Below are 14959 nucleotides of genomic sequence, written 5' to 3'. Positions count from 1 at the left end.
GTGGTGCTGTACTGAAGATGGGAGTAGGCCTCCCGAAGCCGGCTTGCAGGAGCAGGCTTCAAACCACCCGGTGCTGCTGCGTTCAAAAGGCGTGGTGGTGAGCGACCGTGGAAAAGTCATCCGTAAGGATGGCAGGTATGTGTTGAGAAGATGAGCGAAAGCAAACCGTTCGATGATGCGTCGTTAATCCATTAAGTTGCTGTCAAAACTGGGGTCATTTCGTCGCTCCAGGATCAGTCAGGACGAGACCTGTTTACGGACCTGGCGGCAGCCGGCGTAGAGGCGGCATGAGCTCAATACAGGCTTCGGTATGGAACGTGAGAACCTTGTTGCGGATGGAAAGGGAAATGACAAATGGCCAATACCATGAGGAAGAATACCGATGCCGCAACGAGGGGCGGAGCTGCCCGTAGTAGTGCTGAAGCCCTTGTAATGAGGGTGGAGCGAAGGGGCAGCGTTATCCGGTTGACGAAGGTCACCAACCCGCTTGTCGGGGAGGAGTGACATGACATCAACGAAACCTTATGACATTGCTAAGCGAACGATCTGGGAGGCGTACCAGCGAGTGAAGGCCAACCGGGGTGCTGCCGGTATCGATGATGAAACTATCGCGATGTTCGAGCAGGACCTGTCGAAGAATCTGTACAAGCTGTGGAACCGGATGTCGTCGGGGTCGTACTTCCCGCCGCCGGTCAAGCAAGTGGAGATTCCAAAGGCAACGGGCGGTATTCGTAAGTTGGGCGTGCCCACGGTGAGCGATCGAGTGGGGCAGACCGCAGTCAAGCTTCTCATTGAACCGATTCTCGAACCACTATTCCATGCGGATTCGTATGGATACCGGCCCGGTAGATCGGCCAAACAGGCGGTCGCCATCACCCGACAAAGGTGCTGGAAGTATGACTGGCTGGTGGAGTTTGATATCAAGGCGGCCTTCGATCAAATCGATCATGGCCTCTTGCTAAAGGCGGTCCGCAAGCACATCAAAGAGGACTGGATCCTGATGTATATCGAGCGGTGGCTGACTGCGCCATTCGAAACTGCACAGGGTACCCGCTTGCCGCGGGATCGCGGTACCCCGCAGGGGGGCGTGGTCAGTCCGATCCTGATGAATCTGTTCATGCACTATGCGTTTGACGCCTGGATGCAGCGTCACTTCCCGCAGTGTCCCTTTGCACGCTATGCCGATGATGCGGTGGTCCATTGCCGCAGCGAGGAGCAGGCGCAGGAGGTCATGCACGCCATTGCTTCGCGGCTGGCGGAGTGTGGGCTGACGATGCATCCTGAGAAGTCAAAGATCGTGTACTGCAAGGACAGAAGCCGCACCCAAACCTATCCGAATGTGACCTTCACATTTCTGGGCTTTCTGTATCGTCCGCGAAGGGTGATGACGAAGTACGGGCAGGTCTCTACCAGCTTCCTGCCCGGCGTCAGTCCTGTTGCCCTGAAACGGATGAGACAGACGGTGCGCGGGTGGCGGCTGCCTCGCCAAACGTCCAAACCACTGGTCGAACTAGCCGAGCAATGTAATCCCACGATACGTGGCTGGTGGAACTACTATGGGGCCTTCTATCGGACAGCCATGCATGGGCTCTGTCGGTATCTAGACCGAAAGCTTGTGCGCTGGGCTCAGCGCAAGTACAAAACTCTGCGACGGCACAAGCGGCGCAGTGAAGAGTGGTTGCACAAGATGAAGAAGGCTTACCCGCGAGAGTTCACGCACTGGCAGTATCAGGGGGTACAGGTTGGATAACGGGTTGTGCCATGAACGTGTTTGCATTCTGAACACGATGCTGTACTCGAGATGGAGGAAGACCCTCCGAGGTCGGTTTGCAGGAACTGACTTCAAACAGCCGTAAGCTGCTTCAGTCGGAAACGCTGCGGTGGTGAACGTTACGGTCAAAAGGCGTGATCAAACACGTCATGTATGGATTAGAGAGACGAACGAAAGTGAACCGCTGACGACGCATCGAAACCAACTTAGACGACATCAAAACTGGGGGCGCCCGTTACCCCCGGGATCAGCGTGGCGGCCACCTGCTTATTGGCCACGTGGTGTCCGGTGTATAGGCGGCGTGACTCGAATCCGGGCTCGGGTGCGGAACTTGGGAACTCTTCATGTGATGCCAAGGGAAAACCTTATAAGTGGGACCCACGAAGGGGGAAAGTACCGATGCACATGAAGGGGGCGGATTATCCCGTAGTAGTGTTGAAACTTGTGTAATGCGAGTGGAGCGAAGGGGATGACTCAGCTCAGAGAAGGTTGCCGCCAACCGGGAAACCGGGATGAGCATCTACCTTCCGCGTCGATCTGTCATCGCGAGATGACGGGAGAATGGCTGGGACGAGCCGTGTAAATCGAGAGGTTTACGCACGGTTGTGCGTCCAGCTAAGGCTGGCGTGTTCAGCAGGGGATAGACCTGCCGGGGTAGAAGTCAGAAGCCCCGTAGCTTGGATAGCAGGGTGGCGGGAAACCAAGACTCTGAAGCCTATCGACGGCCGTCTCCTTGGGGGACGTGCGAGTCATCGGGCCGTAATGAAGATGAACGTGAATGTGGCCTCGAAAGTGAAGAGACCCGAAGGCCGAGCCTGCAACCGTGAGGGCGAAGGCAGCATGGGTAGCCGAAATCTGACCGATACGGCTACTCCACTTCGGCGGGGTGGAAGCGACGGCACGATGACAAGGACATGCTGAGCAACTGGAGAAGCCCTCCTCGCCCCGGCGCGAAATCGCCGGAGCAAGGTAGGTCCTATAACCGGCGAACCCGGGAAGTGGACCGAAGGCGAGAGGGTGGCGGATGGGTCCGTACTAGCGATGAGACCGGGTAACGCCGGAAGAGCGAAGGGGCCCTGCTGTTTGTAACGCCCGGATGGTCACTTCAAACTCCCCCACTTGTGGTCGCGCAAACTCCTCCACCCGACAGCAGGACAAGGTTGTTTTTTAGCTCGCTTTAGTTTTGCGCGCAAGGGTTTCAGCAGCCTCCTTTAGGCGGTAACTTCGGCCGTCGAATTCAAGCGAGTGGCAATGGTGCATGAGTCGGTCGAGAATGGTGCTGCTCATGGTGTTATCACCGAGGTAGGCACCCCAGTCCTGGACAACGCGGTTGGACGTGACCATGGTGCTGCGGCGTAGTTTGTATCGTTGATGAACGAGGGTTTGCAGTAGAGCACCAGCGGCATCCGGAATCGATCGTGACAGAAACAGGTCGTCCAGAATCAGCAGATCGCAGTCGAGAATGTTGCGCAGACGTTTCTCCTGCTGGTCGGGTTCGCTCAGGCTGAAACGCGCAAAGAAGTCGTCGGTCTCCAGATACTGGACCTTATAGCCCTGCATCACGGCCTGGTTGGCGACGGCCTTCGCGATGTGCGATTTGCCCGTGCCAGGTTTGCCGATGAGAAGTGCATTCTCGCCAGCAGAAACGAACTTCAGCGTTCGCAACTCCAGACACGCCTGACGCGGGAGTTTCGGATTGAATGTCCAGTCAAACTCGGCGAACGTGAGCTTCTCGTCAAGACCGGACTGCTTATGCCGACGTTCGATCAGCCGGGACTGGCGACGGTCCAGCTCGTCCTGCAGAATGATCGAGAAGGTTTCGAGGAACGGTTGATTTGCCGCCTGCGCCTGCAATACGCGGGTCTCCAGCGTGTCGCGCACGCCAGACAGGTGGAGCTGTTTGAGCGAACGCTCGATTTCGGGCATCGACATGGTCATTCGTTGGTCTCTCCGTTGTTCACCGACAATGGGTTGAGTTGCTGTCGCGCGCCGAGACTGAACAGTTCGCCGTATTCGGCCGCTGGACGGATTAGCGCGTGATCCTGGGTAAGAGGCAAAGCGAACTGGGGCACCTGATCAAGTTGTTCCAGCGCATGCTCGAACAGTCGCTCGACCAGCTTGCGAACCTGTTTGTAGGATTGAAGGTGATACTGCAGTGCCTGGCCGCAGGCTTGTTCAACGATGCGGGTGGGGTATCTCTTCGCGAGACCGACGATGCCCCACATACCCCGCTGGCCAACGCGTCCCTGGGCGTCAAACATCCTCTGGCAGAGTGCTTTCGTTTGCGGCCCGATGTCCCCTGCAGCTGAGAGCAGGAAGGCCGTTTGCCGGGACGGGTTGAACGGACGCTCGTCCTCGGGTAGTAGCAATTGACCGGGCTCGGTGAAGCGCGGGTGAATGCGTAGCAGCGCTTGTGTCTGCCGATCGCGAACTTCAATGGTTGAATCGAAGATGCGCACCAGCACCGTGCTGCCAATCGCGGCAGGACGGGCCGCGTACCAGCTGTGGTCGATGCGAACGGTAGTGTCGTCGGAGACAGTGCGAACCACCTGTTTGAAATAGCGGAATCCAGTCGGGGGCAATGCCCGCAAGTGCGGCTTCTCCTCCTCGAACATCGACTCGACCTGACGGCGGGCGCGCCCATGCAAGCGCTTCGATGCCCAGTTCGCCTCCCAGCGCACGAGGAACGCGTTCTGCTCTTCGATTGAGTCGAAACTCCTGCCACGCAGTGCGGTGCCCTGCGTATGCCGGATCGCGTTCTCGACCGTACCCTTGCGGTTCGGATCCCGAATGCGTGCAGGGTCAGCGACGACACCATAGTGCTCGAGCATCGCGGCGTAAAGATGATTGATCTCCGGCTCGTACAGGTCCGGCGTAATAACCCCTTCCTTGAGGTTATCGAGGACGACGTACTGAACACAGCCACCGAAATAGCGGAACGCTTCTTCGTGCAGTCGCGCCCACACCTCCTGCCCGGATTTCCAGACAACCCGCCGGAAACTGTGGCGCGAATAGCGCAACGTCATCACTAATGTGGCGCTTGGCCATATGTGGCCATGATCGCTTCGAGCTGTTCCTGTCAGTGCGAATCGCGGGATGAGCGCCACATAAAATCCTCCTAAAGGCTACGCAAGAAGTCCATTAGTGTCGGCTGTGAGCGCCACGATTTCCTCGCACGTTGAGTAGTTGGAGCGCAACTCGCCAGCGCTCTCGCCTTCGTCTCCAGGTCTATCTCCGCGTAAACGTTCGTCGTGTTGAGGCTGGCGTGACCAAGCCATCCGCGGATCGTGTTTATGTCCACACCGGCACGCAGTAGATGAGTGGCTGTTGTGTGCCGAATGAGGTGCGGGCTGACCCGCTTGGACGCCAGCGAAGGAGCTTGCTCTCTGGCCCGCAGGGCGTAGCGTTCGATTAACGTGTGGATGCCGAATCGAGTGATCGACTTGCCATAGCGATTCAGGAATACCGGTTCAGCTGAATCACGGTCAACTATCAACGGATCGAGTACATTGAAGGTTGTAGGCCACAATGGGCATATCCTTTGTTTCCCACCTTTTCCGGTGATACACGCGCACTTTCTGTAGCCGTCAAGATCGCGAATGCGGAGCGACGCTGCCTCGCTTGCTCGCGCACCAGAATTGTAGAGGAACATCAACAAAGCGTAGTCGCGGCGGCCCTGTGCTGTTTGACGGTCCGGCGCGTTCAGAAGAGCTTCCATCTCCCGCTTCTCGAGATAGCTAATTGTTGCCTGGCTCGCCTTCTTGTAGGGAATCGCGCGGATTTGCGCACACCAATCGATATGCTCCGGACTGTGCTCGCCGACGAATCTAGCAAGCGCGTGGAGGGCGCCGAGGCGCTGATTGCGAGTTCCGGTACCACAGTGACGTTTCTCTTCAAGATGCGAGAGAAACGCGCGCACCAACTTTGGTGAGAGGTCCAGAACGCGAAGTTGATCGACAGGCTTAGTGAGATTCTTCGCCATGAACGGCAACAGGACCACCAGCATGTCCCGATAGCTCCGCTGCGTGTTGAGCGCGAGGTTCCGTTCAGAAACGAGATACTCCAGAAGAAAGCGACGGAGCCACGGTCCCAGCATTTCCGTGTTACTCATGATCGATCTCCGATGCATACTGCTCGAATCGAGCACTGGCTTCGCCGAGCAACTCTGGCGTAAGGGTAAGGTATCGCTGCGTAGCCACGATGTGTACATGACCGAGATAGGTCGCGAGATGCGATAGCAACCGTTGAACATCTTCGCCACCGCGATACCATGCAATGACGCGATGAACAGCCGCCGTATGCCTCAGGTCATGAAGTCGAGGTTGATTTCGCGGTCCGCCTGCGCGTTCGATACCAACGGACCGGCAGAGGTGCCGGAACGTCTTTTCGACTGCCCCGCGTGACAACGGCCTGCCGTCCTTGAAGACGAAACATGGAGCATTCTTATCGGAGCAGAATACTTTGTTACGTCGATCAACGTATTCGCTTATGACGGCGTTGAGGTCAGTACCAAGGGGAACCAGCCTCGTCTTGTAAAACTTCGTGTCGCGGACGCAAATCAGAGCCTGCTCCAGATCTACATCGTCCAGCTTCAGCAACAATGCCTCGCTGATGCGAAGACCTGCTCCATAAAGTAGCACCAGCAACGTACGAAGCACATACGGTTCCATGCGGGCTTGTCGAGGAAACGGCCCGGCGGCAACTGCGAACAGCGAAGATAATTCCTGACGAGAATAAATATACGGCACCAGCGCCTGTGGTTGTCGCTTCATGGTTGGCGGCAAAGGCACGCGCTGTGCATAGCCATGGGCGATCGCGAAGCTGTAAAAGCCCTTGAGCACGGAATATTTGATTTCCCAGAAACGTGTCCGCTCACCGTTCACCAATAGAAACCGAAGCACCTGGTCCGTACTCACGCTTGCGGTCGAGGCGTCACCCACAGCCCGACAGAATGCACGAAGGATGCGGTCTTCAGTTATAAACCGCATGCCAAGTCCGCGCTTGTATTCGATGTAGTTGGCAACGCAGTCGTCGAGTTTCATAGCAGCCCCCGAATGTCAATTTCTGCCACCTGACGAAGCTCTCTCAGATCGACTTTTGCGTAGATTCGCGTCGCGTAGGCACTGCGATGTCCAAGATGGTCGCCAATTTGCTTCAGGGAGAAGCCGCTGGCAAGTAAGTGATTGGCGCAGGCATGGCGCAAGCAGTGAGGTCCTCGCCTGGAGGATTGAATCCCCAAGGCGTCCAGCCGACTACGCACGATGTAGTATCGAGAACTGTGCGGTAGCGGTCGATACGGTGCGTTCAGTGTCAGAAACAGCTCCCGGCAGTCGCAGCGTGGTCGGACCTCTCTCAAATAGCGAAGAAGCGCTTCACCTACGATTGCGGTCAGAGGATATTGCTCAGTTCGCCTCTGTTTCTGGCGTCTGACCCACAACGTATCGTGCTCCCAATCCACGTCTTCGAGTCGAAGACTGGCGATTTCGCCGCTGCGCAGCCCATACCAGGCTAATAGCATGAGGATGGCGTGATCACGGATATCGCGACGACTGTCGCCTGCGCTGCTCGCGATGAGCTGTTGCACGGCTTGCCATTCCAGACCGCGCGTCAATCGCTCCTGTTGATAAACTCGAGGAACGACAACGCCCGCCGAGATCCGACCACACCAGCGGCGCTGTTCGCTATATCGCAAAAAACTGCGGAGTGCGTTGGCGCAAGTCAACAACGACGCTCTACTCCAACCGGTTGCTCCTTTGTGGGACAGGTACACGTCGACCTGCGACGCGGATATCGTCTTTAGACACAGGTCTGCTTCACCCAGGTAGTCGAGAAACTTCTCCGCATGCCAACAACAATAGCGAATGGTTGCCTCAGCCAGACCGCGTTCATCACGCATGAACGCTTCAAATGGTTCGACTAGCTTTGCGTAGCGGCTCCTCTTGCGTCGGGGTTGCGCTAACTTGCCGAGGTATGCCATCCATCCTACGGCGATAGACTTAAAGGCTTTACGCGACGAGCGTAGCGCACGAGCGCGTTTGCGCCGGCGTTGATGCCTCGCCCAAGAATCAGCTGCGGCTTCAATCTGCGACACGGTGAGATTGCGACGCCCGATGGGCATCCATTGAACTATTGTTAATAGCTCGCAGGCAACCAGCTGAAGGGTGCGGACTGCCAGATTCCTGTTCGCAAGGTGCTGCAAGAACTTCTCGCGCTCGACGGCAAGTGGTGCGTTGCGGTGCTTCGCGAGAATCCATGGACGAGTGTAAAGGGATTCGAACATGATCCGCCATCCTCATTCAATGAAGAGGAGATCAGTATCTGCCTTTTGTTATGTGGCGCTCATCCCGCGATTCGCACTGACAGGAACAGCTGGGAGCGATCATGGCCACATATGACCAAGCGCCACATTAGTGATGAAATGTGGCCGACCACATTTCATCACGAATAGCCGTGGTCGCCGATAGCGTCCAGTCTTCGGATCGCGGGTCGGAGCGCCCTCGCCATAGTCAACCTGGGCCTCCTCGCCGGGCAGGAAATCGAGCCGGTCAAATTGCGCGGGATCGATGTGTCGCAGCGCCCGCACGAACCGTTTGACGCTCTCATAGCTCGCAGCAAACGAGAACTCGTCGACAAGGTCCTGATAGATAGCCTGGGCGTTTCGCTGCAGACGAACCTGTTCTTCGATCCATTTCCGGTGCGGCTCGCACAACGAGCGGGCAAAATCGAAGCTATGCGTTTCGGCAGGCCCGGCCTGAAAAGCCGGTGGTCGCGGGAGTGGAGGAGTTTGATCTGAGGGGCCCAAGCCGATGGTCGCGGGGATGGGGGAATTTGCGGACGCAGTTGTGCGTGCAGCGAAGATCGCCGTGTAGCGGCGGATCGTCTTGCGGTCGATTCCAGTGATCCGATGAATCTCGCGCTGGCTCTTGTTGAGTTCCAGCAACGTGAACACCGTACTTTGCTGATGCGGCTTCAAGACGTTCAACTCCCACCTCCCGGGCTGGCCAAGGAGGTAAAAATAACGTCCTGCTACGTGGTGCGATCGGCGACGTCGGCTTGCTCAGATCGGACCGCAAGGTGGGGGAGTTTGAAGTGACCACACCCGGAGGAATTTGGGTGACCGCCCGGGGTAACGTCCTCGACAACATGGGAGGCAAGGACGAGATGACAAAGGCGTCCAGCAGTTTGCAGGACCTGAGACGAGGAATATACGTCAAGGCGAAGGCTGAACCGTCCTGGCGTTTCTGGGGGTTATACGTCCATGTTTGCAAGATGGAGACGCTGCGCGAAGCGTACGCGCTGGCCAGAAAGAACAACGGTGCTCCGGGTATCGACGGAGTAACGTTCGAGGCCATCGAGGCGCAAGGCGTAGAGGCGTTCCTCGAGCAGATACAGGGCGAATTGACGGGGCACACCTACAGGCCACTGCGGTCACGGCGGCAGGAGATACCGAAGGACGGGGGCAAGGTCCGCGTCCTGTCGATTCCGGCTATCCGCGATCGCGTGGTCCAGGGTGCGCTCAAGCTCATACTGGAGCCGATCTTCGAGGCAGATTTCCAGCCGGGGTCGTATGGCTATCGTCCCAAGCGTACTGCGCATGAAGCGGTGCAACGGGTGGCGACGGCAATCGTCCAGTGGAAGACCCGGATCATAGATCTGGATTTGCGCGCCTACTTTGACACCGTGCGGCATCATCTGCTGCTCGAAAAGGTAGTACGTCGGGTCAATGATCGGGACGTCATGCATCTGCTGAAGCTGATGCTGACGGCGTCGGGCAAACAAGGCGTTCCGCAAGGCGGGGTGATTTCACCGTTGCTCAGTAACATCTATCTCACTGAGGTAGACCGTATGCTGGAGCGGGCGAAAGAAGCCACGCGCAACGGGAAGTACACCTACGTCGAGTATGCCCGATTCGCTGACGATCTGGTGGTGCTGATCGATGCCCATCCGCGCCATGCGTGGCTGCCGAGGGCGGTGACCACGCGACTTCGGGAAGAGTTTGCCAAACTGCAGGTTGAGGTCAATGAGGAGAAGAGCCGCACTGTGGATCTGAGATGCAAGGAGAGCTTCGGCTTTCTGGGGTTTGACTTCCGTCAACTCCGCAGTTTCAGGACACGGGCGTGGCGAGCGCACTACACGCCGAAGCTGAAGAAGCGTACGGCGCTGCTGCGCAAGCTCAAGGAGATATTCCGGCGATACCAGTCGCAGCCGGTAAATCGGGTGGTGCAACTGATCAACCCGGTACTGCGGGGCTGGGTGCAATACTTCGCTGTGGGGGACTCCAACGAGTGCTTTAACTTCATCAAGGACTGGGTGGAAAAGAAGATCCGGCGTCACATGGGGCGATCCCGGAACCGAAGCGGCTTCGGCTGGAAGCGGTGGAGTAGGCGTTGGCTGTATGAGGAACTGGGGCTGTTCGACGGCTACCGGGTCCGCCGTGCTGTCACACCGAAAGCGCGCCCGGCATGATAGGTCCCATAAACCTTGGCATGAAGCGAACAGGAGAGCGTAGTGCCGGAAATCGGCCCGCTGCGTTCGACGTGGCGGGAGCTGGAAACGTGACTATGGCAGCCGGACTGAGGTCTACCGCGAAAGCGGTGGGGAAAACCACCGGAGCCTACCGTGCGCGCGCCAGTTCTCGACCCTACCGGGGAGGAGAAACAGGGAAATAGTTCGACTACGCCCTGTTTCTTACTCCACTCAAGGTCAAGGGCGAATGGAGGTACTTGTATCGCGCCGTCGGTAAAGCCGGTGAAACGGTCGACTTTTGTTCCGTGCCAAGCGGGACAAGGCCGCTGCCCGGCGCTACTTCGAAAAGGCGATCGCTGGAAACGGCGTGCCGGAGACGGTGACGATCGACAAGAGCGGGGCGAATCTGCCGGGCTGGGGTGCGGACAAATCTTGGACTACTTGGAGGTAGTTCATGTTCTCATACGAAGATCGCATTCGAGCGGTCCGACTCTACTTGAAGCTGGGCAAGCGGCTCGGGGGCCACCATCCGGCAATTGGGCTACCCGACAAAGGATTCTCTCAAAGCGTGGCATCGCGAATACGAACAATGCCATGATCTACAGGCTGGCTATGTCCGTAAGAGGCCCAGGTATTCTGCTGAACAGAAGAAGGCGGCCGTCGATCACTATTTGAGCCATGACCGCTGTGCTGCCGCAACCTTACGGGCTTTAGGCTATCCGGGACGCGAGACGCTCGCAGCCTGGATCGAAGAGCTGCATCCCTATCAGAAAGCGCGTTGTCGGCAGAGCAACTGGCAGCGTTCCGAAATCTCTGGAGGTGAAGCGGGCGGCAGTCATCGAGCTGTGCACCAGAGAGGAAAGCGCGCGCCTGGTTGCCCGGAAAGCAGGCGTGAGCAGGCCGACTCTTTACACAATTGGAAGAACCAGCTACTCGGTCGCGAAGCCCCAGCATCCATGAAACGCCAGAAGAAGCCAGCACCGGACGACGAGCGTGCGAAACTGGAGCAACAGGTGGAATCGCTTCGACGCGACAGCCGGCAACTGCAGCTTGAGCACGACATTCTGAAGAAGGCGAACGAACTGAAAAAGATGACGGCTAACTTACGGGGTAGAAACATCAGTATGTCGCTTGCGCTCGACAGTATTGCTGTGCGCCGGTCAGGCCGTGGCCAGCAACTATGGCTCCGGCACTAAGGTGCAGCCGAGGCATTGCGATTTTTGCCTAACTGATGGATATCGAACGGTCATAGAAACAGAAGGGCTACATGTCGTGCCTCACGTTGCGCAGAAAGTCGTTAGCAGACACCCGCGAATTGACCGCATTGATGATATCGGTGAGGAGCCGCGGAAGGATCAACTGTGTGTTGGGATCGCTTACCCCGATGCTAAGCACTGGCCTATCCACAGGCTGCGCAGTATTTCTCGGGCCAGATGCAGTGGCCTGGTTGGGCGTGAGCGTATTGGACTCTACGACTGGCACCGGCTGAACGCTGGCGTAGGACCACGCTGATGAACACGCGGCAGCGAATAGAACCAGCGGTGCGGCAAAACGAAGGACGCTCATCAGGTAAGCTCCAGAAAGAAATCAGAATTTGATTGGCACCGCGCGGTCATCCATGTCTGCCATTCCGAGGCGCGCGCCAGCGAAGGATCGCGCGACGATTGGGATTCGGCGTTTCTGGTCAGGCGCAATGCCCAGCAATTCTGTCGTCGCATCGATCACGCGATCGGCATCCAGCTTCAGCAGGCAATCGCTCCGACTGTGAATGTGGGCGTCACAGCCTTCCAGCTTGCAGGGTACGCAGGCGCCAGCACCCTGAAGCAGATAGACGTTGCCGCGTCGCCCCGAACCGGATATCCCCCAGGGATTGCTGTCGGTCCAATCCTTCGGCCACGGTCCCCAGCGAACCGGATTCGATGGACCGAACAGGGCGAGGGTCGCGGTGCCGGTAGCCGCCGCGATATGCGTGGCGGACGTGTCAGGACCGACGAAGAGCCTCGCGCGTCGAATCACTTCGGCGGTTGCAGCGAGGCTTAGCTTTCCCACCAGATTGATGATGTTACCTCCCGCCCGCTCTCCGATCTCGCACGCATACGCTACTTCATCTTCCGCTGGTCCGCCTGTCAGAACAATCGTATAGCCGCGCGCACGCAGGAATTCGATGAGCGCGAGCCAGCCTTCGGCGTGCCACATCTTGTACGCGAAGCGCGGATACACGTGCACGACAACATAGGGCTGGCCGGCCGCGGATTTGAGAAGCAGATGGAGTTGCGCGAGCTGCTCCGGGCGATTGAGCATGGCTGGCGGGACGACGTCGAAGCAGGGCGTGATCCCAAGAAGGCCCATGAGCGATAGACTGCTTTGGACCACGTGCAGGCTGTCATCGCGATCGACCACAAAGCGGTTTAGCACTAACCTTTTGATCCAGGTTTTGCGAGCGGCACCAACAATGCCAATCCGCTTCCTCCCCGCCATCCAGCAAAGGAAGCTGGCGAGGCTGGACGTGCGCAGTGAGCAGGCGAGATCGTAACGGCGCCAGAGTTTGCGGGCCTCGGCAACGCGCTCTACCTGTGGTGCGCGTTGCGCGATGGAGACCACACCCCGGAGGTCAGGATTGTTTTCCAGCACCCCACCCGTACCGTCGAATACCAGCATATCGATCTGCACGTCGGGCCAGTGGGCTTTTAGCGAGCGCACTGCAGGCGTGCCAAGCAACACGTCGCCGATGCGGCCCGTACAGATCACGAGTATCGAGCGGGGAGGGGGCGTCTCACGGAACAGCGTGTCCATGTACGGCTTGCTGGGTCGATCTGTACGAGAGGATGGCGGTTGCGGCTTTCTCAGATGCATGCTCACGACCGTCGCGCATCGCCGTTGTAGTATCGTAAATCGCCACTCTCCAGCAGCCGTTGCATGTAAGGGCCCTGCAGCGCGAATCGCGCTGCCGCCAGACTCTCCTTTTTCCCATGAGGCCGGTCGGCGGGATCGATGAGCGGTTCTTTATCGAGCGACGGCGCATCCTCGCCACTTGGCCAATGCTGGCAGTACAGGCTCAGTGCTTCGCAGGTATTGCGGAATCCCGGATGAACGGGTTCCCGCTCGGGCATCCCTACAATTGCTTTCGCTCCGAAATGCCGGATGACCTTTGAATAAAGCACCTTTTCGAGGAAATCACGCTCGCGAGCACGGAGTTCTGAGATCATCTGCACGAACACAGGCGTTACTTTCGCGACGAAGAACTGCGTGGAAATGGTCCGGGTCTGGCGGATGCCATATCCGAAACCCAGTGGCCTCAAGATGCGCGCAAGTGCATGGCGCTCCCGTTTGCCCAATTTCTGGGAGTGTTTCCATGCAGGTGCGCGATCGTCGCTCCAGGAAGAGGCCGCGATCACCGAGTCCGAATCGGCCCGCAACTTGTGCAGATATCGGATGATGACTTGTTGGTCCATGATCCAGGTATCTGCTTCAAGGTGCACAACGAAGTCGGGATCGAAACGTTCAACCGCGCTCTGGATCGAAGCCACCAGGAGGTCGAGTGCCCCTGTCGTCAAGGGGCGTGGTGGCCGTCGCAGGAGCAGATCTTCCAGATAGGGTTCGTAAGTGGCGTGAGAACACGCATGTACGACCGGCCACGTTCGTTGCCAGTTCAATTTGATGATCTCCATCGAGATGCGCGCACAGTCGATGCGGTTAAACGTGGTCAGGCATACGGCGACTTTCATGACATGGCCCCTGGATTTCAATAGACCGCCGGCATACCTGCCGGACGATGTTTGAAGCGCCTGTGCACCCAGTAATACTGCTCGGGAAAGCGTAGGATTTGCCGCTCAAGGAAGGCATTCATCGTGCGTGCGTCGTGCGACTCGCTGTCCGTAGGATAGTTTTCGAGCGGCTCAAAGATGGTGAGCCTGTAGCCGCGAAATTTCGGCAACACCTCGGTTACGAAGGGCACGACGCGCGCGCCCCCGAGTTTTGCGAGCCGTGATACGGAGGTGAGCGTACATGCCGGCACGTCGAACAGCGCGGCAAACACGGAACCCGAAGTGCCATGGTCCATGTCCGCAGCCAGCATTACTGGAGTGCCTGAGCGCAAGAGCTTCACGATGTGTTTCGCGCTCGAACTACGCTCGATCATGTTCGCGCCGAACCGTCCACGCTGACGTTTTGCGAGCTCGCAGACGCGCGTATTCGACATGCGCGTGTAGAGCGCCGCGACGGGCAGTTGAGAGGAATACAGCATGCAACCCACCTCGATGCCGACGAAGTGGAAGCCCATGAAAATCGTCGGTGGGGCGTGCGGATCGTGGAGGTCGATGCGGCTGTCCATCTCGACCATCCGGTCAATCGCGCGGGCGCTCCCGAACCACTGAAGCCCTCGCTCCAGATAGCTGCGCACGACATGCTGGAAATGCGCGCGCGCAAGACGCTCGCGCTCATGCTCGGTTTTCAGCGGAAAACACAGCCGCAGATTGACGAGCGCCACGTGTTTGCGACGGCTTGGTATCAGATACAGCGCTGCGCCGAGACCGCTGCCGGCGCGGGCAACCAGCGGGTACGGCAGGACTGACAGGAGCCGCAGCAAACCGACGAGCAGACAATACCCGAGCGTTTTCATGATTGTTTCCGTCTAAAGGGCTGTCCGGCGCCCCTCATATCGGGTTCCGGAGCGTGGGGCAGCGCGAGTCGTGAAGAACGGGTGCTGCCGCCGGTTCGCCAGGC

General features: G+C 58.1%; 9 protein-coding genes and 4 pseudogenes. 4 read left to right on the top strand and 9 right to left on the bottom strand.

Annotation, left to right across the window (positions count from 1 at the left end):
- Positions 1-505: 505 nt before the first annotated feature.
- Positions 506-1750, top strand: coding sequence for a group II intron reverse transcriptase/maturase (gene ltrA / locus BM438_RS08250; protein WP_093633798.1), 1245 nt, complete (start codon positions 506-508; stop codon positions 1748-1750).
- 1188 nt (positions 1751-2938) lie between these two features.
- On the opposite strand, the gene istB is transcribed toward ltrA (BM438_RS08250), so the two are convergent.
- The 6 genes and pseudogenes from istB to BM438_RS08220 all read right to left on the bottom strand — a co-directional run.
- Positions 2939-3709, bottom strand: coding sequence for an IS21-like element helper ATPase IstB (gene istB / locus BM438_RS08245; protein WP_093633797.1), 771 nt, complete (start codon positions 3707-3709; stop codon positions 2939-2941).
- A pseudogene (gene istA / locus BM438_RS08240) lies at positions 3706-4800 on the bottom strand (IS21 family transposase); the annotation flags it as partial. The pseudogene istA and the gene istB, both read right to left, overlap by 4 nt.
- An 89-nt stretch (positions 4801-4889) precedes the next feature.
- Positions 4890-5882 (bottom strand): tyrosine-type recombinase/integrase, encoded by a 993-nt coding sequence (locus tag BM438_RS08235; RefSeq protein ID WP_093633796.1) that lies wholly within the window; start codon positions 5880-5882, stop codon positions 4890-4892.
- Positions 5875-6813: a tyrosine-type recombinase/integrase gene (locus BM438_RS08230; RefSeq protein ID WP_093633795.1), complete on the bottom strand. Its 939-nt coding sequence runs from the start codon at positions 6811-6813 to the stop codon at positions 5875-5877. The genes BM438_RS08235 and BM438_RS08230 overlap by 8 nt, the downstream gene beginning before the upstream one ends.
- Complete coding sequence (locus tag BM438_RS08225; protein ID WP_244179285.1) at positions 6810-8051, bottom strand: tyrosine-type recombinase/integrase; 1242 nt, start codon at positions 8049-8051, stop codon at positions 6810-6812. Before BM438_RS08225 ends, BM438_RS08230 begins: the two co-directional genes overlap by 4 nt.
- A gap of 156 nt (positions 8052-8207) precedes the next feature.
- Positions 8208-8753 (bottom strand): annotated as a pseudogene (locus tag BM438_RS08220) (IS21 family transposase); the annotation flags it as partial.
- A gap of 107 nt (positions 8754-8860) precedes the next feature.
- Between BM438_RS08220 and ltrA (BM438_RS08215) the strand changes: the two are divergent.
- The 3 genes and pseudogenes from ltrA (BM438_RS08215) to BM438_RS08205 form a co-directional block, all read left to right on the top strand.
- Positions 8861-10237 (top strand): group II intron reverse transcriptase/maturase, encoded by a 1377-nt coding sequence (ltrA, locus tag BM438_RS08215; RefSeq protein ID WP_244179284.1) that lies wholly within the window; start codon positions 8861-8863, stop codon positions 10235-10237.
- A gap of 224 nt (positions 10238-10461) precedes the next feature.
- Positions 10462-10646 (top strand): annotated as a pseudogene (locus BM438_RS08210) (DDE-type integrase/transposase/recombinase); the annotation flags it as partial.
- Positions 10647-10691: 45 nt separating this feature from the next.
- Positions 10692-11328, top strand: a pseudogene (locus BM438_RS08205) (transposase); the annotation flags it as partial.
- Positions 11329-11824: 496 nt separating this feature from the next.
- On the opposite strand, the gene BM438_RS08195 reads toward BM438_RS08205, so the two are convergent.
- The 3 genes from BM438_RS08195 to BM438_RS08185 form a co-directional block, all read right to left on the bottom strand.
- Positions 11825-13030 carry a glycosyltransferase family 9 protein gene (locus BM438_RS08195; RefSeq protein WP_093633793.1) on the bottom strand — a complete coding sequence of 402 codons (1206 nt, stop codon included), beginning with the start codon at positions 13028-13030 and terminating at the stop codon, positions 11825-11827.
- Between the two features lie 62 nt (positions 13031-13092).
- Positions 13093-13962, bottom strand: coding sequence for a hypothetical protein (locus BM438_RS08190; RefSeq protein WP_093633792.1), 870 nt, complete (start codon positions 13960-13962; stop codon positions 13093-13095).
- 17 nt (positions 13963-13979) lie between these two features.
- Positions 13980-14855, bottom strand: coding sequence for a lipid A biosynthesis lauroyl acyltransferase (locus BM438_RS08185; protein ID WP_093633791.1), 876 nt, complete (start codon positions 14853-14855; stop codon positions 13980-13982).
- Positions 14856-14959 lie beyond the last annotated feature (104 nt).

The sequence above is a fragment of the Paraburkholderia aspalathi genome (assembly GCF_900116445.1).
Classification (GTDB): domain Bacteria; phylum Pseudomonadota; class Gammaproteobacteria; order Burkholderiales; family Burkholderiaceae; genus Paraburkholderia; species Paraburkholderia aspalathi.
Note: the sequence above shows the minus strand (reverse complement) of the source record. Positions and strands in the feature narration are given on the sequence as shown.

Excerpts from the sequence above, each read along its gene's own strand:
- BM438_RS08195 (WP_093633793.1), bottom strand. The coding sequence starts at position 13,030 with ATGGACACGCTGTTCCGTGAGACGCCCCCTCCCCGCTCGATACTCGTG.
- istB (WP_093633797.1), bottom strand. The coding sequence starts at position 3,709 with ATGACCATGTCGATGCCCGAAATCGAGCGTTCGCTCAAACAGCTCCAC.
- BM438_RS08225 (WP_244179285.1), bottom strand. The coding sequence starts at position 8,051 with ATGTTCGAATCCCTTTACACTCGTCCATGGATTCTCGCGAAGCACCGC.
- ltrA (WP_093633798.1), top strand. The coding sequence starts at position 506 with ATGACATCAACGAAACCTTATGACATTGCTAAGCGAACGATCTGGGAG.
- BM438_RS08230 (WP_093633795.1), bottom strand. The coding sequence starts at position 6,813 with ATGAAACTCGACGACTGCGTTGCCAACTACATCGAATACAAGCGCGGA.
- BM438_RS08235 (WP_093633796.1), bottom strand. The coding sequence starts at position 5,882 with ATGAGTAACACGGAAATGCTGGGACCGTGGCTCCGTCGCTTTCTTCTG.
- BM438_RS08190 (WP_093633792.1), bottom strand. The coding sequence starts at position 13,962 with ATGAAAGTCGCCGTATGCCTGACCACGTTTAACCGCATCGACTGTGCG.
- BM438_RS08185 (WP_093633791.1), bottom strand. The coding sequence starts at position 14,855 with ATGAAAACGCTCGGGTATTGTCTGCTCGTCGGTTTGCTGCGGCTCCTG.